Source organism: Kitasatospora xanthocidica (assembly GCF_014656195.1).
GTDB classification, from domain to species: domain Bacteria; phylum Actinomycetota; class Actinomycetes; order Streptomycetales; family Streptomycetaceae; genus Kitasatospora; species Kitasatospora xanthocidica.
The window spans coordinates 15961-39643 of sequence record NZ_BNBY01000027.1 but is presented as its reverse complement, the minus strand read 5'-3'; the positions used below and the strand labels follow the sequence as shown (position 1 = coordinate 39643).

General features: G+C 73.4%; 22 protein-coding genes. 4 read left to right on the top strand and 18 right to left on the bottom strand.

Translation table 11 applies throughout. From position 1 onward, the window contains the following. Window positions 1-26: 26 nt before the first annotated feature. From smc to IE332_RS32510, 4 genes are all read right to left on the bottom strand, one after another. Window positions 27-3662, bottom strand: a complete 3636-nt coding sequence (gene smc, locus IE332_RS32525; protein ID WP_189923516.1) for a chromosome segregation protein SMC — start codon at window positions 3660-3662, stop codon at window positions 27-29. A 161-nt stretch (window positions 3663-3823) separates the two neighbouring features. Next, window positions 3824-4027 carry a hypothetical protein gene (locus IE332_RS32520; RefSeq protein ID WP_030243474.1) on the bottom strand — a complete coding sequence of 68 codons (204 nt, stop codon included), beginning with the start codon at window positions 4025-4027 and terminating at the stop codon, window positions 3824-3826. A gap of 435 nt (window positions 4028-4462) precedes the next feature. Next, window positions 4463-4762: an acylphosphatase gene (locus IE332_RS32515; RefSeq protein ID WP_189923514.1), complete on the bottom strand. Its 300-nt coding sequence runs from the start codon at window positions 4760-4762 to the stop codon at window positions 4463-4465. Between the two features lie 100 nt (window positions 4763-4862). Continuing rightward, on the bottom strand, window positions 4863-6209 hold the full coding sequence (locus IE332_RS32510; RefSeq protein ID WP_189923512.1) for a hypothetical protein: 1347 nt from the start codon (window positions 6207-6209) through the stop codon (window positions 4863-4865). A gap of 320 nt (window positions 6210-6529) precedes the next feature. Between IE332_RS32510 and IE332_RS32505 the strand changes: the two genes are divergently transcribed. Beyond that, window positions 6530-7453, top strand: coding sequence for a DMT family protein (locus IE332_RS32505; RefSeq protein WP_189923510.1), 924 nt, complete (start codon window positions 6530-6532; stop codon window positions 7451-7453). Between the two features lie 28 nt (window positions 7454-7481). Here IE332_RS32505 and mutM read toward each other — a convergent pair whose 3' ends face one another. The 10 genes from mutM to fakA form a co-directional block, all read right to left on the bottom strand. Further along, window positions 7482-8360 (bottom strand): bifunctional DNA-formamidopyrimidine glycosylase/DNA-(apurinic or apyrimidinic site) lyase, encoded by an 879-nt coding sequence (gene mutM / locus IE332_RS32500; protein WP_189923508.1) that lies wholly within the window; start codon window positions 8358-8360, stop codon window positions 7482-7484. A 90-nt stretch (window positions 8361-8450) separates the two neighbouring features. Next, the gene (gene rnc, locus IE332_RS32495) at window positions 8451-9242 is read right to left on the bottom strand and encodes a ribonuclease III (RefSeq protein ID WP_189923506.1); all 792 of its coding nucleotides are present in this window, start codon (window positions 9240-9242) and stop codon (window positions 8451-8453) included. Window positions 9243-9262: 20 nt separating this feature from the next. Then, window positions 9263-9436 carry a 50S ribosomal protein L32 gene (gene rpmF, locus IE332_RS32490; protein ID WP_030056747.1) on the bottom strand — a complete coding sequence of 58 codons (174 nt, stop codon included), beginning with the start codon at window positions 9434-9436 and terminating at the stop codon, window positions 9263-9265. Between the two features lie 2 nt (window positions 9437-9438). Continuing rightward, window positions 9439-10083, bottom strand: a complete 645-nt coding sequence (locus IE332_RS32485; RefSeq protein WP_373313896.1) for a YceD family protein — start codon at window positions 10081-10083, stop codon at window positions 9439-9441. A gap of 166 nt (window positions 10084-10249) precedes the next feature. Next, window positions 10250-11422, bottom strand: coding sequence for a F0F1 ATP synthase subunit B (locus IE332_RS32480; RefSeq protein WP_189923502.1), 1173 nt, complete (start codon window positions 11420-11422; stop codon window positions 10250-10252). Between the two features lie 219 nt (window positions 11423-11641). After that, window positions 11642-12133, bottom strand: a complete 492-nt coding sequence (gene coaD / locus IE332_RS32475; RefSeq protein ID WP_189923500.1) for a pantetheine-phosphate adenylyltransferase — start codon at window positions 12131-12133, stop codon at window positions 11642-11644. A 51-nt stretch (window positions 12134-12184) separates the two neighbouring features. Continuing rightward, window positions 12185-12769, bottom strand: coding sequence for a 16S rRNA (guanine(966)-N(2))-methyltransferase RsmD (rsmD, locus tag IE332_RS32470; RefSeq protein ID WP_189923498.1), 585 nt, complete (start codon window positions 12767-12769; stop codon window positions 12185-12187). A 239-nt stretch (window positions 12770-13008) separates the two neighbouring features. Beyond that, window positions 13009-13542 carry a hypothetical protein gene (locus IE332_RS32465; protein WP_189923496.1) on the bottom strand — a complete coding sequence of 178 codons (534 nt, stop codon included), beginning with the start codon at window positions 13540-13542 and terminating at the stop codon, window positions 13009-13011. Between the two features lie 105 nt (window positions 13543-13647). Next, on the bottom strand, window positions 13648-15873 hold the full coding sequence (recG, locus tag IE332_RS32460) for an ATP-dependent DNA helicase RecG (RefSeq protein ID WP_189923494.1): 2226 nt from the start codon (window positions 15871-15873) through the stop codon (window positions 13648-13650). A 66-nt stretch (window positions 15874-15939) separates the two neighbouring features. Further along, window positions 15940-17571 (bottom strand): DAK2 domain-containing protein, encoded by a 1632-nt coding sequence (gene fakA, locus IE332_RS32455; RefSeq protein ID WP_189923492.1) that lies wholly within the window; start codon window positions 17569-17571, stop codon window positions 15940-15942. Between the two features lie 298 nt (window positions 17572-17869). Here fakA and rpmB point away from each other — a divergent pair, with 298 nt between their 5' ends. Beyond that, window positions 17870-18055: a 50S ribosomal protein L28 gene (gene rpmB / locus IE332_RS32450; RefSeq protein ID WP_014138233.1), complete on the top strand. Its 186-nt coding sequence runs from the start codon at window positions 17870-17872 to the stop codon at window positions 18053-18055. A gap of 169 nt (window positions 18056-18224) precedes the next feature. Here rpmB and thiD read toward each other — a convergent pair whose 3' ends face one another. The 3 genes from thiD to IE332_RS32435 all read right to left on the bottom strand — a co-directional run bounded on the left by thiD (window position 18225) and on the right by IE332_RS32435 (window position 21460). Then, window positions 18225-19022, bottom strand: coding sequence for a bifunctional hydroxymethylpyrimidine kinase/phosphomethylpyrimidine kinase (gene thiD / locus IE332_RS32445; RefSeq protein WP_189923490.1), 798 nt, complete (start codon window positions 19020-19022; stop codon window positions 18225-18227). 23 nt (window positions 19023-19045) lie between these two features. Continuing rightward, window positions 19046-20071, bottom strand: a complete 1026-nt coding sequence (locus tag IE332_RS32440) for an ATP-dependent 6-phosphofructokinase (protein ID WP_189923488.1) — start codon at window positions 20069-20071, stop codon at window positions 19046-19048. A 423-nt stretch (window positions 20072-20494) separates the two neighbouring features. Continuing rightward, window positions 20495-21460 carry a thiamine-phosphate kinase gene (locus IE332_RS32435; protein WP_189923486.1) on the bottom strand — a complete coding sequence of 322 codons (966 nt, stop codon included), beginning with the start codon at window positions 21458-21460 and terminating at the stop codon, window positions 20495-20497. 215 nt (window positions 21461-21675) lie between these two features. On the opposite strand from IE332_RS32435, the gene IE332_RS32430 reads away from it, so the two are divergent. Then, entirely contained in the window at window positions 21676-21909 is a 234-nt protein-coding gene (locus IE332_RS32430) for an Lrp/AsnC family transcriptional regulator (RefSeq protein WP_189923483.1), read from the top strand. Window positions 21910-21929: 20 nt separating this feature from the next. Continuing rightward, complete coding sequence (locus IE332_RS32425; RefSeq protein WP_189923481.1) at window positions 21930-22448, top strand: DUF3515 family protein; 519 nt, start codon at window positions 21930-21932, stop codon at window positions 22446-22448. Window positions 22449-22527: 79 nt separating this feature from the next. On the opposite strand, the gene IE332_RS32420 is transcribed toward IE332_RS32425, so the two are convergent. After that, window positions 22528-23673 carry a D-alanine--D-alanine ligase family protein gene (locus IE332_RS32420; protein WP_189923479.1) on the bottom strand — a complete coding sequence of 382 codons (1146 nt, stop codon included), beginning with the start codon at window positions 23671-23673 and terminating at the stop codon, window positions 22528-22530. Window positions 23674-23683: the final 10 nt, after the last annotated feature.

Here is a 23683-nt window from a genome sequence, read left to right as displayed (position 1 = left end):
CGGAGCCCGGATGGACCGCCGCCGCCCTACACCGGTGCGGTACGCACCCCCATCGGCCGCTCCCGGGCCCCGTCCCGCTCCCTGCCCCGGGCCCGGTCCGCGTCCCGCAGCCGCTGGCTGATCACCTGGGAGATGCCGTCGCCCTTCATCGTCACGCCGTAGAGGGCGTCGGCGGACTCCATGGTCAGCTTCTGGTGGGTGATCACGATCAGCTGGGAGCTCTCCCGCAGCTCCTCCATGATCCCGACCAGCCGGCGCAGGTTGGTCTCGTCCAGCGCCGCCTCCACCTCGTCCATCACGTAGAACGGGCTGGGCCTGGCCTTGAAGATCGCGACCAGCAGCGCCACCGCGGTCAGCGAGCGCTCGCCGCCGGACAGCAGGGACAGCCGCTTGACCTTCTTGCCGGGCGGCCGGGCCTCCACCTCGACCCCGGTGGCGAGCATGTCGTCCGGATCGGTCAGCACCAGCCGGCCCTCCCCGCCCGGGAAGAGCCGGGCGAAGACGCCCTCGAACTGCGCGGCGGTGTCGTGGTACGCCGCGGTGAACAGCTGCTCGACCCGCTGGTCCACGTCCCGGACGATGTCCAGCAGGTCGCGCCGGCCGCGCTTGAGGTCGTCCAGCTGCTCGCCGAGGAACTTGTGGCGCTCCTCCAGCGCGGCGAACTCCTCCAGCGCCAGCGGGTTGACCTTGCCGAGCTGCTGGTACGCCTTCTCGGCGGCCCGCAGCCGCTTCTCCTGCTCGGCCCGGACGTACGGGTACGGCTCCCCCGGCTCCTGGCCGTCCTCCGGCGTCGCGGGCGGGACCGGCCGGTCCGGCCCGTACCCGGCCAGCAGCTCGCCGCCGTCGATGCCGAACTCCTCCAGCGCGCGGGACTCCAGCTGCTCGATCCGCAGCCGCTTCTCCGCCCGCAGCACCTCGTCCCGGTGCCCGGCGTCGACCAGCTTGTCCAGCTCCTCCTTGAGGCCGCGGCCGTGCTCGCGGTGCTCCCGCAGCTCCTGCTCGCGTTCGCCGCGCGCCTGTTCGACGGCCGCCCGCCCGGCGTCCGCGCGGGCCAGCGACACCTCCAGACAGGCGAGCAGCTGCCGGGCGCCGGCCGCGACGGCGTTCGCCACCCCGGCGTCGTGCTCGGCCCGCCGGCGGCGCTCGGCGGCGCGGGCGCGCGCCTCGCGCTCGGCGCGGGCGGCCCGGTCCAGCTGGTCCGCCCGCCCGGCCAGCGCGCGCACCCGCTCCTCGTGGGTGCGCACCGCGAGCCGGGCCTCCAGTTCGGCCTGCCGGGCGGCGCTCGCGGCCTCCGCCAGCCGCTGCTGCTCGGCGGGGTCCGGCTCGTCCTCCCCGGCGTCCGCCGACTCCTCGGCCAGGGCCAGGCGGCGCGCCGCCTCCTCGGCGGCGGTCAGCACGGCGGCCAGGCCCTGCTCGGCCCGCGCGGCGGCGGCCGACAGCCGTTCGGCCTCGCCGACGGCGGCCCGGGCCTGCCCGCCGAGGCGGCCGAGCGCGCCGGCGACCTGGGCCCGTTCCCGCTCCGCCTGCCGTCGCCGCTCGCCTTGCCGTTCGACCTCGGCGGCCGACTCCCGGCGCCGCTCGGTGAGTTCGGCCAGCCGTTCGGCCGACTCGGCGCAGCGGTCGGTGAGTTCGCCGATCGCCCGGGCCGTCTCGTCGACCGCGGCCTGGGTCTCCAGCAGGCTCGGCGCGCCGCCGGCGCCGCCGTGCGCGAAGCCGGCGCCCAGCCGGTCCCCGTCGGCGGTGACGGCGGTCAGCCCGGGGTGGTCCGCGACCAGCCGCAGCGCCGCGTCCAGGTCCGGGACCACCGCCACCCCGGCCAGCAAGCGCCGTACGGCGGCGAGCAACTCGGCGGGGCCGTACACCAGTTCGGCAGCCCAGCGGGCGCCGTCCGGCAACTCCCCCGCCGCACCGGGCACATCGGCCACGCCGGGCCCGTCGGCCGCGCCCGCGATCAGCAGGGCGGCCCGCCCGGCGTCGTCGGCCCGGAGCAGTCGCAGCGCCCCGGCGGCGGCGGTCGGCGAGTCGACGGCCACCGCGTCGGCCGCGGCCCCGAGCGCCGCCGCCACCGGCACCTCGTGGCCGGTCTCGATCCGCAGCAGCCCGGCCGCCGGGCCGAGCAGCCCGTCCAGCCGCTCCCCCGCCGCGAGCAGCGCGCCGGTGCCGTCCTTGCGGCGCAGCCCGAGCGAGAGCGCCTCGTGACGCGCGGTGAGCCCGGCCCGTTCGCGTTCGGCGGCGCCGGCCGCCTCCCGGGCGGCGGTGAGTTCCCGTTCGACGGCGGCCAGCCGCTCACGCGCCTCCCGGTACCCGGTCTCGGCCCGCTCGTCGTCCCCGGCCGTGCCGTCGACCTGCTGCTGGAGTTCCTCCAGTTCGGCGCGCGCGGCCTCGGCGCGCAGCAGCGCCTCGTCCCTGGCCTCGGCGAGCCGGCCGGTCTCGGCCTGGGCGGCGGCGGCCTCGGAGCGGGCGGCGGCGGCCTGTCCCTGCAGCCGGGCGAGCCCTTCCCTGCGGTCGGCGATGGCCCGGGCGGCGTCGCGCAGCCGGCGTTCCTCGGCGGCCAGTTCGCGTTCCAGCCCGCCCTTGCGCTCGACCGCCTCGGCCAGCGCGTACCGGGCCTCCTCCAGAGCCCCGGCCAGTTCGGCCTCCTCCTCGCGGACCCGGGCGGCCTCCTGCTCCAGCTGCTCGGGGTCGCGTCCGGTGCGCTCCTCGACCCGCCCGCCGGCGGCGGCGTGCCGGGCCCTGGCCTCGGCCAGTCCGATGGTGCCGCGGGTGCGCTCGGCGAGCGCGGAGAGCCGGTACCAGGTCTGCCGGGCGGCCTCCAGGCCGGGGCCGAGCTGCTGGACCTGGGCCTCCAGGACACGCTCGCGCTGGACGGCGCGGGCCAGCTCCTGCTCGACGGTGGTCCGGCGCAGCCGCAGCGCCAGCTCGTCCGCGACCTCGGCCTCGACGGCCCGGCGCAGGGTGGACAGGTCGTCGGCGAGCAGTCGCAGCCGGGCGTCGCGCAGGTCGGCCTGGATGCCGGCGGCCCGGCGGGCGATCCTGGCCTGTCGGCCGAGCGGGCCGAGTTGGCGGCGCAGTTCGGCCACCAGGTCCTGGACCCGGTTGAGGTTGGCCTGCATCGCGTCCAGCTTCCGCAGCGCCTTCTCCTTGCGCTTGCGGTGCTTGAGGACGCCGGCCGCCTCCTCGATGAAGGCGCGCCGGCCCATCGGGTCGGCGTGCAGGACGGAGTCCAGCTGTCCCTGCCCGACGATGACGTGCATCTCCCGGCCGATGCCGGAGTCGGAGAGCAGCTCCTGGATGTCCAGCAGGCGGCAGGTCTCGCCGTTGAGCGCGTACTCGCTGCCGCCGTTGCGGAACATCGTCCGGGTGATGGTCACCTCGGCGTAGTCGATCGGCAGGGCGCCGTCGGTGTTGTCGATGGTGAGGCTGACCTCGGCGCGGCCGAGCGGGGCGCGCCCGCTGGTCCCGGCGAAGATGACGTCCTCCATCTTGCCGCCGCGCAGCGACTTGGCGCCCTGCTCGCCCATCACCCAGGACAGCGCGTCGACCACGTTCGACTTGCCGGAGCCGTTCGGGCCGACCACGCAGGTGATGCCCGGTTCGAAGCGCAGGGTGGTGGCGGAGGCGAAGGACTTGAACCCGCGCAGCGTCAGACTCTTCAGGTGCACGCGGCCGGTCTCCTCGTCGCTCGCCAGGGCCCCCGGCGTGCGACTGTATCCGGAGTCGGACACGACGAAGGGACGCCACATCAGGGCGTCCCTTGCAAGCTGCGTCCCTTTCGGGGCGGCTCAGTGCACAGCGGCGTCGATCTGCGAGGACCGGGCGGGACTCAGGTGAGAGCCGGCTCCCGCTGATCCAGATCAATGCTGTTGAGCAGCGAGTGCTCGTCAGCGACAGCGGTGAGAGCGTCGTTCTCGGCCTGCATCCGAAGGAGCTCGGATTCAAGGTCCTGGACGCGCTGCTGAAGCCGTCGCATCTCGGAGAGCATTCGCGGGTCGGGGCCGCCGACGTACCCGAGAAGCGCCTTTGCCATGATGAATGGTCCTCCACGCTGAGTGACCGAACCGGAACGGTACAGGTCTAGGGGGAAGGGGGACGCACGCGCGGCGCGTCACCGGAAGTGCTGGCTGGGCACTACGGCACAACCACCGTGAGCTGGGCTCACGAGGGCATGCGCCTGCCGGATAAACGCGGTCGTGTGCGCGGGTTTCCAGCGTCTCACCAAAGACGGAAAGGGTCAACACGATCACCGCACGCTACCGCGCCCCTGTCACCTGCCCGGCGGTGTGGTCACGCCTGGGGGTCCATCGGGACGGGTCCACCACGTGCTCGTGGATCATCGTTCGATGCGGAGTCAACCACGAGTCTGCCCGGATGGCAACCTCGTGACACCGACAGTTCCGGATCTTTTCGGGGTGGGCCTGGCGGGGGGCCCACGGGGGCCCGGCGGGGGCGGTCCGGAAGCGGCTCAGCGGATCTCGAAACCCTCGTAACCAGGGCCGACGGCCGTCCAGATCTCGGTCACCCCGCTGACGCTGCCCGGGGTCCCGGGGCCGCGCAGCCGGACCAGCAGCTCCTCGCAGTCGGGCGCCAGGCCCTCGGCGACCACCTGCACCCGGCCGTCGCCGAGGTTGCTCGCGTAGCCGGTCAAGCCGATCTCCAGCGCCCGTGCCCTGGTCCACCAGCGGAACCCGACCTGCTGGACCTTCCCCCGGACCCAGGCGGTGACCCGGACCGGTTCCTCACTGTGGGCGTCGCGACCGTGCATGCCCCGACCCTAGCCGCTCCCCCACCGGGGTGCCCGGACACGGGAGCGGCCCCGCCGGAGGAACCGACGGGGCCGCGCGGGGTCGGGCGTTCGGCCGGGGCTACCAGTCCCCGCCGCCGAAGTCGCCGCCGCCGGAGTCACCGCCACCGCTCCAGCCCCCGCCGCTGAAGTCCCCGGCGTTGAAGTCGGCCCCGGTGTAGTCGCCGCCCTCGTACTGGTCCTGGTAGCCGTGGTGGCCGCCGTCCATCATGGGCGCCGCGTAGGCCGGGGTGCTCATCATCGAGCCGAGCATGGTGCCGACCAGCAGGCCCGGCAGGAGGCCGCCGCCGAAGCTGCTGTAGTAGCCGCCCGCGTACGGGGCGTACGCCGGGCCGGCGTTCCAGTACGGCTGCGGGCCGTGCTCGGTGTCCACGGTGCGGACGGCCGGGTCGAGGCCGGCCGCCACCCGGTCCGCGTCGGCCTGGCAGACCGGGACGGAGCGGGCGGAGCCACCGGCCGGGGCCCAGTCGACGTCCTTGACGGACGGGCCGTGGCGCGGGTCCATGAAGCACGGGGGCCGGCGCTCGGGCAGCGGGCGCTTGTCCCGCCGGGCACTCAGGGTGGCCAGCGCGAACCGGCCGTCCTCGATCGCCTCGGTGACCGGCTTGACGTCCTCCGGCCGCTTGGCCTCCGCCATCAGGCGCTTGGACTTCTCGTACGAGTCCAGGGCGTGGGTGTAGTCGGTGCGCTGGGCGTCGTCGGCGTCGGCCGCGCCCGGGTTGAAGTCGAGCCGGTCCAGCTCCTCGCCGAAGGCGGTGATGTCCTCGTCCACCACCCGGCTCACCTGCTCCAGCTCGGCCCGGGCCTGCTCCTCCTTGCGCTTCTTGGCGCGGCGGAAGAGGAAGAAGACGCCGGCACCGGCCAGGGCCACCAGCACGACCGGGATGACCACCCAGGCGATCGAGGTGCTGTGGTTGACGCCCTGGCCCTTGGTCTGCGGGGCGGCCTGGTCGACGAAGTCGTTCAGGGTGGCGTTGATGTCACCCTTGTCGGCACGGCCGACGGCGCCCGCGATCCTCTCCGCGGTGCCGACGCCCATCGCGCCGCGGTCTGCGTGGGCCAGGAAGCCGCCGGTGCCTCGCCAAACGCCGTAGACGCCGTCGATGCCCACCAGGGTGCGAAGGTCCGTGAGGACGGTGTCCTTGTTGGCGGCGTCGGGGACGACCGCGATGAAGATCGGCTTGTCGGCCTTCTCGATCTTCTTGGTCAGGGCGTCCGCCTGGTCCTGGCTGAAGCGGTTCAGCATCGTCGGATCGACGTAGACCTGCCCCTTCTTCAGGGTGGCGGCGGCGTTGCTCAGCCCGCCGGCGGCCGAGGCCGCCGGGGCCAGCAGGAGCAGCAGCCCGAGCAGCGCCGCCACCAGGGCAAGTGGCCCGGCGCCCCGGGAACGTCGTGCAAGGGTTCTCATGTCCCCGACGCTACCGCGAGCGGCGTCGGAGCACGCCATACCCTTCGCATACTGGTAGAGGCGGGACTCCCCGCCGACCGCCGGGTCCGCTCCCCTTCTCGGGGATGATGTTTCCCCCGGCCGACCCTGACCCGGGTGGGGCACGGGAACCGCGGAAGGCGCCCGGACGTACGTCCCGGCAGGTCCGGCCCGAATCCGGGGCAGCCCGGGGGCGTGCCGACCGTACCGCGCGAACGGGCATAGTGGTCCCGGACCGCCGGTCCCTTTGTCTTTTCTTGACCCAGCCCGTTCCTGACCCAACTCCCGATCGGAGCACTTCGGTGATCATCGGCCTCGTCACCGCCGTGGCGGCATCCGCCTGCTACGGCACCGGCTCGGTCCTGCAGGCCGTCGGATCCCGCCGTTCCGCCCGGGAGGAGGCCGCCAAGGGCACCACCACCGCCACCACCGAGCACGGCGGGCCGAGCCTCTCCTCGACCGCGAAGGCCGCCGTCACCTGGGAGTTCATCCTCGGCACGGTGCTCGACCTGATCGGCTTCGGGCTCGGCGCGCTGGCCGCGCGGCTGCTGCCGCTGTTCCTCTCCCAGACCATCATCAGCGCCAACCTGGTGATCACCGCGCTGCTCAGCATCAAGCTGCTGGGCATCCGGCTCAAGCAGCTGGAGTGGGCCTCGATCGGCGTGCTCTGCTCGGCGCTGGTGCTGCTGGCCGTCTCGGCCGGCCCCGAGGGTGGCCACCACGCCGACCCGTCCTTCCACTGGTGGCTGCTGATCGTCATCACCGTGCTGCTGGTCGGCGGCAGCCTGCTGGTGCGGCGGATGGGAGCGAACGGCGCGATCGTCGCCGGCCTGCTCTCCGGTCTCGGCTTCGGCGCCCTGGGCGTCGGCGTGCGCATCCTCAACGGCGTCGAGCCGTTCGACCTCGGCGCGCTGCTCTCCGACCCGGCCCTGTACGCGGTCCTGGTCGGCGGCCTCGGCGGCATGTACATCCACACCGTGGCGCTGCAGATCGGCTCGGTGAACGGCGCCACGGCCGCGCTGGTGGTCGGCGAGACGGTGCTGCCCGGCGCGGTCGGCGTGCTCTGGCTCGGCGACTCCTCCAAGGCCGGCCTGGCCTGGCTCGGCGTGGTCGGCTTCCTGCTCGCCGTGGTGGCCGCGGTCGGCGTCGCCTACTTCGGCCAGGACACCCACGGCTCGCCCGGCGGCACGGACGCCGAGCAGCCCGAACTCGCCACCCGGCCGTAGGGCTCGGAAACCGGGCCCTGGGGCGGGCTCAGCCCCCGCTGCGGTCGCGCGGCACGCGCTGGCAGCGGGGGCAGAAGTAGCTGGAGCGGTTCATCCAGGCCGCCCGCCGGATCGCGGTGCCGCAGCGGCGGCAGGGCTCGTGCTCGCGGCCGTAGGCGTCGAGGTCCCGGGAGAAGTAGCCGCTCTCGCCGTTCACGTTGACGTAGAGGCTGTCGAAGCTGGTGCCGCCGACGGCGAGCGCCGCGGTCATCACGTCCCGGGCGTGCGCCAGCAGGGCGGCGGCCTGCGGGCGGGTGAGCGTCGCGGTCGGCCGGTCGTAGTGCAGCTTGGCGCGCCACAGCGCCTCGTCGGCGTAGATGTTGCCGACGCCGCTGATCAGTGTCTGGTCGAGCAGCGCGCGCTTGACGGTGGTGCGCTTGGCCCGCAGCGCGGCGACGAAGGTCCCGTCGTCGAAGCGCTGGTCGAGCGGGTCGCGGGCGATGTGCGCGATGGAGACGGGCGTGCCCTCCGGGTCGCCCTCCTCGGCCTCCTCGACCGCCAGGCCGCCGAAGGTCCGCTGGTCGACGAAGCGCAGTTCGCGCCCGCCGTCGGCGAAGCGCAGCCGGACCCGCAGGTGCGTCTCGTCGGGGACGGCCGGGTCCTGGACGAGGAGCTGGCCGCTCATCCCGAGGTGGCCGATCAGCGAGAAGCCCGCCCCGGTCCCGGACAGCGGCACCCACAGGTACTTGCCGCGCCGTTGCGCGGTGCCGAGGGTGGTGCCGGTCAGCCGGGCGGTGAAGTCGGCCGCGCCGGCGGGCTGGCGGCGCACCGCGCGCGGGTGCAGCACCTGGACGTCGGCGACGGTCCGCCCGGCGACCCAGTTGGCCAGACCACGGCGGACGACCTCGACCTCGGGGAGTTCGGGCACGGGAAGGAGCCTCCTGCTTCGGTACCGATCGGTGCTTCGGTACCGATCGGTGCTTCGGTACCGATCGGCAGGGGAAAGGCTACGTCCGGATCAGGCGCCCGCGGGCAGCCGGTCGGCGTACTTCTCCTTGATCGCGCGCCAGGCGCTCTCGGCGGCCTTCTGCTCGGCTTCCTTCTTCGAGCGGCCGACGCCGCTGCCGAAGTCCTCGCCGGCCACCCGGGCCGCCGCGGTGAAGGTCTTCTCGTGGTCCGGACCGGACTCCATGACCACGTACTCGGGAACCCCGATGCCCACCGAGGCGGTGAGCTCCTGCAGGCTGGTCTTCCAGTCCAGGCCCGCGCCCAGCTGAGAGGATTCCTCGATCAGCGGGTCGAACAGCCGGTGGACGAACTCGGTCGCCGCGTCCAGACCCTGGTCCAGGTAGACGGCGCCGATCACGGCCTCGACGGTGTCGGCGAGGATCGACGACTTGTCGCGGCCGCCGGTGCCCTCCTCGCCCTTGCCGAGCCGGATGAACGTGCCGAGCTCCAGGCCGCGGCCGACGTCCGCGAGCGCGCGGGAGTTGACCACCGCGGCGCGCAGCTTGGCGAGCGTGCCCTCCGGGACGTCCGGGTGGACGCGGTAGAGGGTGTCGGTCACCACCAGGCCCAGCACCGAGTCGCCGAGGAATTCCAGGCGCTCGTTGGTGGGCAGACCCCCGTTCTCGTACGCGTACGAGCGGTGGGTCAGGGCACGCACCAGAAGGGCGCGCTCGAGCGTGTACCCGAGGCGCCCTTCCAGGACGTCGTATTCGGTCGAAGCCGGCCCGCCGGCCTTGCCACCGCCAGAAGAAGAACCCTTCGGGGCGGCGGACGCCTTGCGGGTGGAGTTACCGTCCGACATCGATCCGTGCACCCCGCCGATCAGACCGAGAGGACCTGGCGACGGTTGTACGTGCCGCAGCTCGGGCACGCGATGTGGCCCAGCTTCGGCTCGTGGCAGCGGTCGCACGCCACGAGGGCCGGGACGACGGCCTTCCAGTTGGACCGACGGTGGCGCGTGTTGCTGCGCGACATCTTCCGCTTCGGAACAGCCACGGCTACTTCTCCTGGTTCTCGGCGAGACCCTCACGGGTACCGCTGGTCTTGGTTCCGTCACCCTCGTCGCCGGGGGCGGCGGAGAGTCCCTGCAGAGCCGCCCACCGGGGGTCGGCGGCATCGTGGTGGTGCGCCGGGTCGTCGCTCAGGCGCGCTCCGCATTCGGAGCACAGGCCCAGGCAGTCTTCCTGGCACACCGGCTGCAGCGGCAGTGCGAGCACCACCGCGTCACGCAGCACCGGCCGGAGGTCGAAGAAATCGCCCTCCAGACGGTAAGTCTCGTCTTCCGAGTCCTCGTCGAGGTCCTCGGTCCCGGTGGTCCGGGCGCGGTGGCGCTCGTCGGACTCCGGGTAGTAGTAGAGCTCCTGGAAGTCCACGTCGATGTCGAACTCGACGGGCTCCAGGCACCGGACGCACTCACCCTCGACCTGGGCGTCGGCGGTGCCGGTGACCAGCACGCCCTCGACCACGGACTCCAGGCGGAGCTCCAGCTCGATCGGGCTCTTCTCCGGGACGGCGATCACGTCGATGATCCCGAAGCCCTCGGGGGCCTCCAGGGTCCGGGACACCTTGCGCATCGCACCCGGGCGACGACCGAGCTCGTGCGTGTCGAACACGAGGGGGTCGCGGTGGTCGAGGCGGTTCACGGTGTCCTGACTTCCATAGGAAACGATCGAGGGGGTCTCCCCCATCTGTGTCGGCGCCTCGCGGGCAAGCCGACGACCGGACATGGGGATGCCGGAGTGGTCAGACTACCGGAGTCTCCCGTCAGGCCCAACTTCGGTCCTGTCAGGAGACTCCGCGACGGTCCGCTCAGCGGCCGCCGAGCTCCCGCAGCCTGGTCATGTCGATCATGCTGGTGTCGAAGAAGCTGGTCTCGTCCAGGCCCTGCTGCTGTTGCGGCACGGCCGGCGGGGAGGCGGGCTGCTGCGGGTAGTTGTAGCCGTCGTACGGCTGCGCGGCGTAGCCCTGCTGCTGTTGCGGCTGCTGGTAGCCGTAGCCGTCCTGCTGCTGGGCCGGGTAGCCCTGCTGCTGGTAGCCGCCCTGCTGCTGGCCCCACTGGGTGTTGTACGGGTCGCCCTGGCCGGCCGGGTCGAAGCCCCCGCCGTACACCTCCGCGTACTGCCCGCCCGGTTGCTGCTGGGCGGTCGCCGCGTACTGGTCGGTCCCGGGGGACTGCCAGTCCGCCGCGGCCGGGGCCTGCTCGGGCCAGGTCTGCTGCTGCGGGACGTCCTCGCGGTACCAGGCGATGTCCGAGCCGTCCGCGTCCGTGGCGAAGCCCGCGGCCACCGCCTCGGCCCGCTCCTTGGCCTGCTGGGCCTCGTCGGCGGCGGCCAGGTAGGCGCCCAGCTCGTCGATCGGCCGCTTGCCGAGCAGCTTGTCCCGGCCCTTGCCGACGGCCTCCAGGGTCGCGCTGAGCACGTTCTCCAACGTGGCGAGCTTCACGTCGACGTACTCGTCGACCTCGGGGCTCGGGCTGATCCGCTGCGGCCGGAACTCCTCGCCGTCGGTCTCGGCGTCGTGCTCGCTCTCGAAGACGCCGGCGTCGCCGCGCAGCTTGGTGCGGCCGCGGCCGACCGCGCCGAGCGTCTTGGTCAGCACGACCTCGAAGTTGGCGAGCTTGCTGTCCACGTAGTCGTCGGCCTCGGCCCGCTTGGCCTCGACCTCGGCGCGCGCCTCGGCGAGGATCCGGTCCGCCTGGGACTGGGCCTGGCGGACCACCTCGGTGTCCGAGATCAACGAGCCGCGCTCGGCGTGCGCCCCCTGGATGATCAGGTCGGCCTCGGCCTGCGCACCGGCCACCACCTGCTCGTGGTCGGCCATCACCGACTGGGCCTGGGCGAGTTCGGCGGGCAGGGCCGCCTTGAGGTCGTTGAGCAGGCCGATCAGCTCGGACCGGTTCACCACGCAGGAGGCCGACATCGGCATCGAGCGGGCGTTCTCGACCGCCGCGACGATCTCGTCGACCTTGTTCTGCACGTCCACGGGGCTTCGTCTTTCCGTGTGCCGCCGACGGTCCGGCGGAGGCAGGCCCGGCGCGGTGAACCTCACCGCAGGGCAGGAATACAGACTGTACGGCCACCCCGGGGCCGGGTCACAACGCCTGAACCGAACCGGCCACCCACTCTTCGGGCAAAGCATGACGAACCGGCAGAAAAGGACAAGCGGCCGGCAACCGGCCGACCGCCGCCCGGCCTTACGCCCCTACTGCTGCGCCTTGCGCTCCGCGATCCGCTCGACCAGGCGGCGGTGCACCGTCTCCGGCAGCAGGTGCGAGACGTCGCCCCCGTACGAGGCGACCTCCTTGACCAGCGTGGAGGAGAGGAAGCTGTACGTCGGCGAGGTCGGCAGGAAGAGCGTCTCGACGCCGGTCAGCCCGTGGTTCATCTGGGCCATCTGCAGCTCGTAGTCGAAGTCGCTGACGGCGCGCAGGCCCTTGACGATCGCCGGGATGCCGCGCTCCCGGCAGAAGTCCACCAGCAGGCCCAGGTGCGACTCGACCACGATGTTGCCGTACTTGGCGGTGGTCTCCTCGATCAGGGCGATCCGCTCGTCGATGGTGAACATGCCCTGCTTGTTCCGGTTGATCGCGACCGCGACATGCACCACGTCGTACAGCTTCGAGGCCCGCTCGATGATGTCGAGATGACCGTTGGTGATCGGGTCGAACGAACCCGGGCAGACGGCTCGGCGCATGGCGTGTGTGCTCCCTCGTGGGGTGACGGCTCGTGCGGGCCCCGCGGCCCGCTACTCCTGTTGACCGGCCGCGGCGGCGGCGCGACCGTACCAGAGCGTGCCCTCGCCGTAGCGGCGGGAGCGCAGCCCCTCGAAACCCTCGGGCCAGCCGAACTCGCCGCCACGCGTGCTGCGCTCCACGGTGACGAGTGTGTCCTCCGCGAGCCACCCTCCGGCCAGGAGTGTGATCAGCATCTCGCGCAGTTCCTCGTCCGTCATCACGTACGGCGGGTCCAGGAACACCAGGTCGTACGGGCTCTGCGGCGGCGGGCCGACGACCACCTTCTCCGCCTTCACGGCCCGCACCTCGGCACCCGGCAGCCCGATCGTGCGGACGTTCTCCCGGATCACCCGGGCCGCCTGGGCGTCCGCCTCGACCAGCAGGACGTGCTCGGCGCCGCGCGACAGCGCCTCCAGCCCGACCGCGCCCGATCCGCCGAACAGGTCCAGCATCCGGGCCCCCTGCAGGGTGCCGCGCAGCGCCTCCAGGGTGGAGAACATCGCCTCGCGGGCCTTGTCGGAGGTCGGTCGGGTGCCCCGGCCGGGCGGTACGGCCAGCCGGCGGCCGCCGGCCGCCCCGGCGATCACGCGGGTCATGGTGGTGGAAGGTCCTTTCGTCGCTGCCCGACCACGCTATCCCGCCCCGAGCCGAAGGGGCGCGCCGGTGCCGAAAGGGAGAAGCGAGGAGGCCCGAGGGACGAGGGCCTTGGAGCGCCGACCGTCGGCACCGGGCCGGAGCGCCCCGGAGGCGAGCGGGCGAGTCACAGCCCGGAGGCGCGAGGAGACGTCGCAGGCCCCGCCGGGTGTGCCCGGCGGGGCCTGCGGGGCGTCACGGCTCAGCTCGCCTCGGAGCCCGTCGCCTGGGCCGGGACGGACCCGCCGAGCAGGGCCGGCGAGGCGTAGCGGGACCAGGACAGGCAGCCGTCGGGCGGGCAGAACTCGGGGCGGCGCGGGTCGTGCCCGAGCTCGCGCAGCTTGGTCCGGACGGAGTCGGGGGTACGGCCGAAGCGGGCGGCGATCCGGGCGACGGTCTCACCGTCGTGGAAGCGCCGGACCAGCTCCTCCTCGTGCTGCGGCACCCAGGGGGCGCCGTGGCCGGGGTACAGCTCGCGCAGCACGTCGCGGTCGGGGATGGGCTCGGAGACGTCGGCGACGATCGCCAGCGCCCGCAGCGCGCGGTTGAGCGCGATCCGCAGCGAGGCGACGTCCTCGACCGGCAGGCGGAGCTTGCCCGAGGCGAGCGGCGCGGCCGCCGCCCCCTCGCGCCAGCCGGTGAGGGTGAGGGTGACCTCGCGGTCGTCGTCGCTGGCGAGTTCGATCCGGAAGACCTTGTCGCCCAGCGGGAGCTCGTTGAGATGACGGAATGCCATTGCAGGACCCCCAAGTGTCGTGCCAGGTACGCACCTTGAGGGTGCGTCCTGAACAACTACATTCTCTCGCGGGGGTCTGACAATCCGGCCTGCCGGAGGGCCCGCTCAGCCCTTCTCCAGGTACTCGGCGCGGTCCGCGTCGAGCAGGCTCTCCAGCGCGGTGCGCAGGTCCGGGTGGGCGGCCAGTTCCGGATCCTCGGCGACCAGCCGGGTGGCCTCGGCCCGGGCGGTCACGATGACCTCCTCGTCCTCCAGCACCGAGAGCACCTTGAGCGAGGACTTCACCCCGGACTGCGCCTGGCCCAGCACGTCGCCCTCGCGGCGCTGTTCGAGGTCGATCCGGGACAGCTCGAAGCCGTCCAGGGTGCCCGCCACCGCGTCCAGCCGGCCGCGGGCCGCGCTGCCCGCGGGCATCTCGCTGACCAGCAGGCACAGGCCCGCCGCACTGCCGCGGCCGACCCGGCCGCGCAGCTGGTGGAGCTGGGAGACCCCGAAGCGGTCGGCGTCCATGATGACCATCACGGTGGAGTTGGGGACGTTGACGCCGACCTCGATCACCGTGGTGGCGACCAGCACGTCCACCTCGCCGGCGGCGAACCGGCGCATCACCTCGTCCTTGGCCTCCGGAGCGAGCCGGCCGTGCAGGATCTCCACCCGCAGGCCGGCCAGCGGGCCCTTCACCAGCTTCTCGGCGGTCTCCACCACCGAGAGCGGGGGCCGCCGTTCGTCGCTCGCCGCGCCGAGGTCGGCGACCTCCTCGAAGTCCTCCTCGGGCGCCTTCCGCTTCTTCTTCGCGTTCTTCGGGTCGGACGCGGGCTCCTCGTCCCCGATCCGGGGGCAGACCACGTACGCCTGGTGGCCCTTGCCGACCTCCTCGCGGACCCGCTCCCAGGCCCGGGTGAGGAAGTTGGGCTTCTCCAGCGCCGGGACGACGTGGCTGGAGATCGGCGAGCGGCCGGCCGGCAGCTGGTCCAGGACGGAGGTCTCCAGGTCCCCGAAGACGGTCATCGCGACGGTGCGCGGGATCGGCGTGGCCGTCATCACCAGCAGGTGCGGCGGCTGCTCCCCCTTGGCGCGCAGCGCGTCCCGCTGCTCGACGCCGAAGCGGTGCTGCTCGTCGACCACCACCAGGCCGAGGTCCTGGAACTGCACCTTGTCCTCGATCAGCGCGTGGGTGCCGATGGCGAGCCCGGCGTCCCCGCAGGCCATGTCGAGCAGCGCCTGGCGGCGGGCGGCGACGCCCATCGAGCCGGTCAGCAGCACCACCTTGGTGCCGAGGTCCGAGCCGCCGAGCATGCCGCCCTCGGCGAGGTCCCCCATCATCTCGACGATCGAGCGGTGGTGCTGCTGGGCGAGCACCTCGGTGGGGGCGAGCAGGACGGCCTGGCCGCCCGCGTCCACCACGGCGAGCATGGCCCGCAGCGCGACCAAGGTCTTGCCGGAGCCGACCTCGCCCTGGAGCAGCCGGTGCATCGGGTGCTCGGTCGCCAGGTCGGCGGCGATCTCGGCGGAGACCTTCCGCTGGCCCTCGGTGAGGGTGAACGGCAGCCGGGCGTCGAAGGCGTCCAGCAGGCCGCCCTCGCGGGCCCGGCGCGGCTTGGCGGGCAGCGCCGAGTCGGCGGCCCGGCGCTGGGCCAGGGCGACCTGGAGGACGAAGGCCTCGTCCCAGCGCAGCCGGCTCTGGGCGCGCTCCCGGTCGGCCTGGCTACGGGGGCGGTGGATCAGCTCCAGCGCCTCGGGCAGCGGGATCAGGTCGTGCCGCTCGCGCAGTTCGGCGGGCAGCGGCTCGCCGACATCGCCGAGGTGCTTGGTGAGCGCGGTCTCGACGCAGATCGACAGCTTCCAGCTGGGCATCTGCGCGCTGGCGCCGTACACCGGGATGAGCCGGCCGGCGAACTGCTGCGCGGCATCCGAGCCGGCGTCCTCGTCGAGGAGCTGGTAGTCCGGGGAGACCAGCTGGCGGGTGCGGTTGAAGACGCCGACCTTGCCGGCGAACAGGCCCTGGGCGCCCGCCCTGAGCTCCTTCTGCCGCCAGCCCTGGTTGAAGAAGACCAGCGAGAGCCGGCTGCGGCCGTCGGTGACGACGACCTCCAGGCGGTCGCCCTTGCGGCCGCGGAACGGGATCAGGGTGACCTTCTCGATCCGGGCCAGCACGGTGACGTGCTCGTCGATCTCCAGCTCGTCCAGGCTGGTGAGCTGGCCGCGTTCGACGTAGCGGCGCGGGTAGTGGTGCAGCAGGTCCCCGACCGTGCGCAGCTTGAGGCTGTCGGCGAGCACCTTCGCGGTGCGGTCGCCGACGAGCTTGGTCAGTGGTTCATCGAGAGCGCCCATCAGCGCCTTGTTTACACCACCGGACCGACAATCCGGGCGAGGGAAGGCGGGCGAGGGTAGGACCGGCTACTCCACGCCGATGAGCAGCGGTGCCGGTTCCTGCCCGCCGTGGAAGACCACCGCGTCCACCTCGGGCCTCCGGTGCCGCACGTGCGCGACCAGCCGTTCGGCGAGCGCCTCGTCGGTGCCCCCGCCGAGGATCAGGGTGACGAGTTCGCCGCCGGCGCCGAGCATCCGGTCCAGCACGCTCTCGCCGACCTCGGCCAGCCCGGTGCCGATGACCGCGACGTCACCGTCGATCAGCCCGAGCACGTCCCCGGCCTGGCAGACCCCGGCCATCGTCCAGGACTCCCCCTCGGCGACGGCCAGTTCGGCGTACCGGGTGGCCCCGGCCGCGGAGGTCATGGCGACCACGTCCTCGTCGAAGCGGCGGCCGCCCTCGTGCACCGCGAGCGCCGCCAGCCCCTGCACCGGTGAGCGGGTGGGCAGGACGGCGATTCGGACGCCCTCCTCGCGCAGCTGGTCGGCGGCGGCCCCGGCGGCGGCGCGCAGCTCGGGGTCGTTGAGCAGCAGGACGACCTCGCGGGCGGCCGAGCGGCGCACCGCGGCGGCGAGTTCGACGCTGGCCGGCGGGCGGTCCGGGTCGGCGTGCAGGACGACGGCGCCGGCCTGCTCGCAGAGCTCGGCCAGGCCCTCGCCGGAGACCACCGAGAGCACCGCGCGGGCCCGTTCCGCGCGCTCGCCGCGCTCGGTGGCGCTGCCGGCCCGGGCGGCGGCCTCGGCGAAGTGCGTGATCCGGATCTGGTGCGGGCGCCCGGCCCGGACCCCGGCCTCCACGGCGGCGCCCGCGTCGTCCACGTGGACGTGCACGTTCCACAGGCCGTCGCCGCCGCCGATCACCAGCGAGTCGCCGAGCCCGCCGAGCCGCTCGCGCAGCGCGGGCAGCGCCCCGTCCTCGGCGTCCAGCAGGTAGATGACCTCGAAGGCGGGGTGCCCGGGGCCGGGCGGCCGGACGTGCGCCGTGCAGCTCTCCGCGACCCGGACGTCCCCGCGCAGCGCGACCGGCCCCATCGGCTGCTGCCCGGCGACGGCGTCGGCGAGCGCGCCGAGGACGGCCACCAGGCCGCGCCCGCCGGCGTCCACGACCCCGTTCTCGGCCAGGACGGCGAGCTGCTCGGGGGTGTGCCGCAGCGCGTCCCGGGCGGCCCGGTGGGCGGTGTCGGCGACCTGCGCGAGCCCGTCCCCGGCCCGGGCCGCCTCCCGGGCGGCGACCCGGGCGACGGTCAGCAGCGTGCCCTCGACGGGCTCGGCGACCGCCTGGTAGGCGGAGTCGGCGGCGCGCTGGAGGGCGGCCCGCAGCTGTTCGGCGCCGCCGCCCTCGGACAGCGTCTCGGCGGTGCCGCGCAGCCACTGGGCGAGGATCACCCCGGAGTTGCCGCGGGCTCCGACCAGCGCGCCGCGGGCCATCGCCCGGACGGCGTCGGCCAGTCCGGGGGCCGGGTCGGCGGCGGGGTCGGCGAAGCGGCTCTCCACCTCGGCGGCGGCGGATTCGACGGTCAGGTAGAGGTTGGTGCCGGTGTCGCCGTCCGGGACGGGGTAGACGTTGAGCGCGTCGATCTCCTCGCGCGCCTGGCCGAGCGCGCGCAGGGCGAGCTGGCACCAGGTGCGCACGGCCGGGGCGTCGAGCGTGTGCAGCACCAGGTCTCCTCCGGATGGGACGCCGCGATGGCCTCTGGAGCAGCAGCATTCAAAAGCTGCGGCTAGGGGTGGTACCGGCAGGTTATCGGGGGTCGGGGAGGCCCGTCCGGCCCGGCGACCGCAGCGATCACTCAGCCGGTCATGGTAGTTTCGTGGGACGGAAGCAAGCGTTGTATGCTCTTCCGGTTGCCTGGAACCGTCCAGGCTCACCCCCTTGTCCGGTCTGGTTCACGCGAGTGCTCCGGTGGGTGGGCGGGGTTTTCGAAAGTATCTGATCTGAAGTCTTGGAGTGACTCCTGTGGCTGCCAACTGCGACGTCTGCGGCAAGGGGCCGGGCTTCGGCAACAGCATCTCCCACTCTCACCGCCGTACCCCCCGTCGTTGGAACCCCAACATCCAGACGGTGCGCGCTGTGATTGGGCGGACGCCGAAGCGGCTCAACGTCTGCACCTCGTGCATCAAGGCCGGTAAGGTCTCGCGCTGACGCGCAGACCGGCATGCCGGTCCTCCAGTGAGTCGGTTCATCCCCGGATGGACCGGCTTCGCTGTTTTCGTGACCGGCGACGTCGATTCCGGACCATCACTGGTGGGCGGGCACCTTCGGGTACCCGCCCACCAGTGTTTTTGTCCTGACTCCGCGGCTCCGGGCGTTCTCAGCGCCAGCGCCAGGCGTGGTCGACCGGCCCGATCCCGGCGCCCAGGGCGAAGCCCCCGGCGATCGCGCCGGTGATGTACTCCTTGGCCGAGCCCACCGCCTCCGGCAGCGACTCGCCCTTGGCCAGCCCGGCCGCGATCGAGCTGGCCAGGGTGCAGCCGGTGCCGTGGGTGTGCCGGTTGTCGTAGCGCGGCGCACGGTACCAGTGCTCCTCCCCCGGCCCGCCGTACAGCAGGTCGGCGGCCTCGCCCTCCAGGTGGCCGCCCTTGACCAGCACCCAGCGCGGCCCGAGGTCGAGCAGCGCCTTGGCGGCGTCCAGCATCTGCCCCTCGTGCTCGACGGTGCGGCCGGTGAGCTGCGTCACCTCGTGCAGGTTGGGGGTGGCCAGGGTGGCGACCGGCAGCAGCCGTTCGCGGACGGTGGCGACGGCCTCGGCGGCCAGCAGCGCGTCCCCGTGCTTGGAGACGCCGACCGGGTCGACCACCACCGGGGCGGCCACCCCGGCGAGCAGCTCGGAGACGGTCTCGACCAGTTCGACCGAGGCGAGCATGCCGGTCTTCACGACCTGCACCCCGATGTCGTCCACCACGCTGCGGAACTGCGCCCGGACGGCTTCGGCGGGCAGTTCCCAGTAGCCCTGGACGCCGAGCGAGTTCTGCGCGGTGACGGCGGTGATCACGCTCATGCCGTGGACGCCGAGGGCGAGCATCGCCTTGAGGTCGGCCTGGATGCCGGCGCCGCCGCCGGAGTCGGAGCCGGCGACGGTGAGCACGCGGGGAGGAGCAGTCGAAACCATGAGGTCAACCTACCCCCGGCGGTTCACAGCACGGCCTCGGATTCCGCCCAGCGGTCCTCCGGCACCGTCTTCAGCCGGGTCACCGCGTCACCGATCGGCACCAGCTCGATCCCGGTCCGGCGCAGCGCGGTGAAGTGCCCGAAGGCGCCCCGGTGGACGGCCTCCACCGCGTGCCAGCCGAAGCGGGTGGCGAGCACCCGGTCCCGGGCGGTCGGGGTGCCGCCGCGCTGGGTGTGGCCGAGGATGACCGGGCGGGCCTCCTTGCCGAGCAGGTCCTCCAGCTCGTGGGCGAGCCGGTTGCCGATCCCGCCGAAGGTCCGGTGGCCGTACTGGTCGACCTCGCCGTGGTCGAAGCGCATGGTGCCGGGCACCGGGGTGGCGCCCTCCGCGACGGCGATGATGGCGAACTTCTTGCCGCGCGCGAAGCGGTCCTCGATTATCCGGGCCACCGCCTCGATGTCGAAGGGCTTCTCCGGGATCAGGATGCCGTGCGCGCCGCCGGCCATGCCCGCGGTCAGGGTGATCCAGCCGGTGTGACGGCCCATCAACTCGACGACCATGACCCGCTGGTGGGATTCTGCGGTGGTCTTCAGCCGGTCGATCGCCTCGGTCGCGACGTGCACCGCGGTGTCGAAGCCGAAGGTGACGTCGGTGGCGTCGATGTCGTTGTCGATGGTCTTCGGCACCCCGACCACCGGCAGTCCGGCCTCGCTGAACAGCTTGGCGGCGGTCAGCGTCCCCTCGCCGCCGATCGCGATCAGCGCGTCGATGCCGATGTCCCGGGCCAGCACCTTCGCGTTCTCCACCGCCCAGGCGATCCGGTCGCGCCGCACCCGGGCCGAGCCCAGGATGGTGCCGCCGAGGGTGAGCAGGCCGGTGACGTCGTCGTGCGAGACCGTCCGGGTGCGGCCCTCGATCAGGCCGAGGAAGCCGTCCTCGATGCCGACGATCTCGTCGCCGTGGACGTCCGTGCCCCGGTGCACCACCGAGCGGATCACCGCGTTGAGGCCGGGGCAGTCGCCGCCGCTGGTCAGTACACCGATGCGCATGTCAGGTGTGCTCCCGCTCGCAGTGGTTCGGTCCGCCCGCGCCGGACGGGCGGGCGGACTCCGATGCCGCAAGCCTACGCAAAACGCACCCGCGAAGCCCGTCCGCCGCACGCCCGGAGCGTCACGCGCCGTGCGCCGTAAGGCAATCGGCGAAGCACCCGGAGGCCGCCCCGAGCCGAAGGGGCGCGCCGGTGCCGAAAGGGAGAAGCGAGGAGGCCCGAGGGACGAGGGCCTTGGAGCGCCGACCGTCGGCACCGGGCCGGAGCGCCCCGGAGGCGAGCGGGCGAGCCCCCGCCCCGAGCCGAAGGGGCGCGCCGGTGCCGAAAGGGAGAGCGTGAGGGAGCGAGGCACGAGCGAGGGAGCGCCGACCGTCGGCACCGGGCCGGAGCGCCCCGGAGGCGAGCGGGCGAGTCACCGCCCGCCTCATTCGGCGAAGTGGTCCCAGCCGCCGACCCGGTCCCAGGGGGCGCCGTCCACCGTCACCCGGCCGCTGCGGCTGCCCGTCGGGCGGCCGGTGACCTCGCCCACCACCCGCCAGCGGGCCGGGAGTTGGACTCCGCGCGGGAAGGTCGCCACGATCGCGTGGTCCTCGCCGCCGGAGAGCACCCAGACCAGCGGGTCGACCCCGACCGCCTGGCCGATGTCGGCCATCTGCGCCGGGACGTCGAAGTCGGCGGCCTTGAGGTCGATGTCCACCTCGCTGGCCCGGGCCACGTGGCCGAGGTCGGCGACCAGCCCGTCGCTCACGTCGATCATCGAGGTCGCGCCCAACTCGGCCCCGGCCGGGCCCGCGTGGTACGGCGGTTCGGGCCGGCGGTGCGCCTCGACGAAGGCGCGCGGGGAGCGGAAGCCGCGCTGCAGCACGGTCAGGCCGGCGGCCGACCAGCCCAGCCAGCCGGTCACCGCGACCACGTCGCCGACCTGCGCGCCGGAGCGCGTCACCGGCGCGCGCCCCTGCAGGTCCCCGAGCGCCGTGATGGCCAGCGTGACGGTGTCCCCGCGCACCACGTCGCCGCCGACCACCGTCGCCCCGGCGACCTGGCACTCGTCGCGCAGTCCGTCCATCAACTCGGTGGCCCAGGTGGTCGGGAGGTCGGCGGGGGCGACCAGGCCGAGCAGTATCGCGGTCGGCACCGCCCCCATCGCGGCCACGTCGGCGAGGTTCTGGGCGGCGGCCTTGCGGCCCACGTCGTAGGCGGTGGACCAGTCCCGGCGGAAGTGCCGGTTCTCGATCAGGACGTCCGTGGTCGCCACCACCCGGCCGTCCGGAGCCCGCACCACCGCGGCGTCGTCACCCGGGCCGAGGTCGACCGCGTCGGTGAGCGGTACCCGGGCGGTCAGCTCCCTGATGAGTCCGAACTCGCCGAGCTCGCCCACGGTCCCCTGCATCTGCCGTCCTCTCGCCTTTCAATCCGGATAGCGCTGCGGTCCCCGTCCCGCTCCCCCGCGCGCAGCGTACGCCCTTCGGGGGTGCGGAGGTCTCCCCTCCCCGGCCCACCGCGCGGTAGCGTGGTGATCAGGCTGCCGGTGAGCCCGTTCCACCCCGACGCCTGACCCGGGCGATCACGGCGGCGATCCCCGTAACCGGCCGCCGGGAGGTCCTCGTGGTACAGGCATACATCCTGATCCAGACCGAAGTAGGAAAGGCCACCGCGGTGGCCGAGCTGATCACCAAGATCCCCGGCGTGCTCGCCGCCGAGGACGTCACCGGCCCCTACGACGTGATCGTCAAGGCCGAGGCCGAGACGGTGGACGAGCTGGGCCGCATGGTCGTGGCCCAGGTCCAGAAGGTCGAGGGCATCACCCGTACCCTCACCTGTCCGGTGGTCCACCTGTAGGCCCCGGCTACCATCGGCGGGTGGCCAGAGAAACCCGTGTCCCCAAGGCGCTGACCGCCGTGCCGGCGCCGATCCGCTGGCTGGCCCTGCCCGTCGCGCTGACCTGCGCGGTCGTCGTGCTGGTCGGCAGCTGGGGTTCGGGGGACGGGGACACCGAGGCCCCGCAGCCGAGCGGCAGGGCCGCCGACTACTGCCGGGCCCTGGCCGCCGCGCTGCCGCAGGTGCTGCTCGGGCACGCCCGCAAGGACCCGTCGCCCGGCTCGCCGTACGTGGCCGTCTGGGACAGCTCGCCCCGGACGGTCATGCGCTGCGGCATCGACCGGCCCGAGGAGTTGGACGGACCGCACGCCAAGGACCTGTCGCCGACCGTCGACGACCTCACCTGGTGGTCGCAGAAGCGGGACGACGGGAGCTACCGGCTCGTCGCGACCATGCGCGCGGCCTACGTCGAGGTGATCTCCCCGCCCGGGGTCTACAGCAGCCCGCTGGACCCGGCCGCGGCACTCACCCCGCTGGTCAAGGCCAACATCCCCGGCTGAGCCGGGCGGTGCCGGCCGGTGCCGACGTACCGAGGGCGGGCCGGGGGTTTCCCGGCCCGCCCTCCGCCGTACGGACCCGCTAGCGCAGCCCGGTCGAGCGGCGCAGCGCCGTCTGCAGCAGCCGGTCGATCAGCTCCGGGTACGAGACCCCGCTGGCCTCCCACATCTTCGGGAAGGCCGAGATCGGGGTGAATCCGGGCATGGTGTTGATCTCGTTGATCATCCAGGTGCCGTCCTCCAGCAGGAAGAAGTCCACCCGGGCCAGGCCCTCGCAGCCGAGCGCCTCGAAGGCCTCGACCGCCTGGCGCCGGATCTCGGCCAGCTCCTCGTCGGAGAGCTCCGCGGGGATCCGCACGTCGGAGGAGTCGATGTACTTGGCCTCGAAGTCGTAGAAGTCGAAGCCTTCGCCGACCAGGACCTCACCGGCCACGCTGGCCCGCGGGCCGTCCTCGAACTCCAGCACGCCGCACTCGATCTCGCGGCCGGTCACGCCCGCCTCGATGATCAGCTTGGGGTCGTGCCGGCGGGCCTCCTCGATCGCGGCGTCGAGGTCGGCGGCGTCCTTGACCTTGGTGATGCCGATGCTGGAGCCGGCCCGGCAGGGCTTCACGAACACCGGCAGGCCGAGCTCGGCGACCCGCTCGCGCACCGCCGCGCGACCCGCCTCGCTCTCCCACTCGCGCGGCCGCACGATGGTGTACCGGCCGACGCCCAGGCCGTGCGAGGCCAGGACCCGCTTGGCGAACTCCTTGTCCATGCCGACCGCGCTGGCCAGCACGCCGTTGCCGACGTAGGGGACGCCGGAGAGCTCCAGCAGGCCCTGCAGGGTGCCGTCCTCGCCCCACGGGCCGTGCAGCAGCGGGAACACCACGTCGACCTCGCCGAGCACCTTGGGGGCGCTGCCCGGCTCGCTCAGCAGCACCTCCCGGCTGCCCGGGGCGACGGGCAGCGCGACCTGCGCGTCGACGGACTCGGCGACGTGCGCCACGTCCGGCAGCTTGCCGTCGGTGATGGCCATCCGGGCCGGCTCGTCGCTGGTCAGCGCCCAGCGGCCCTCGTGCGTGATGCCGATCGGCAGCACGTCGTACTTGTCGCGGTCGATAGCCCTGAGCACACTGCCCGCGGTGGAGACCGAGATGGCGTGCTCGGAGCTGCGTCCGCCGAACACCAGCGCGACGCGGGGCTTCGGGGCGGACGGGTTCGGGGAGGACTGTTCGATGCTCATATCGGGTTTG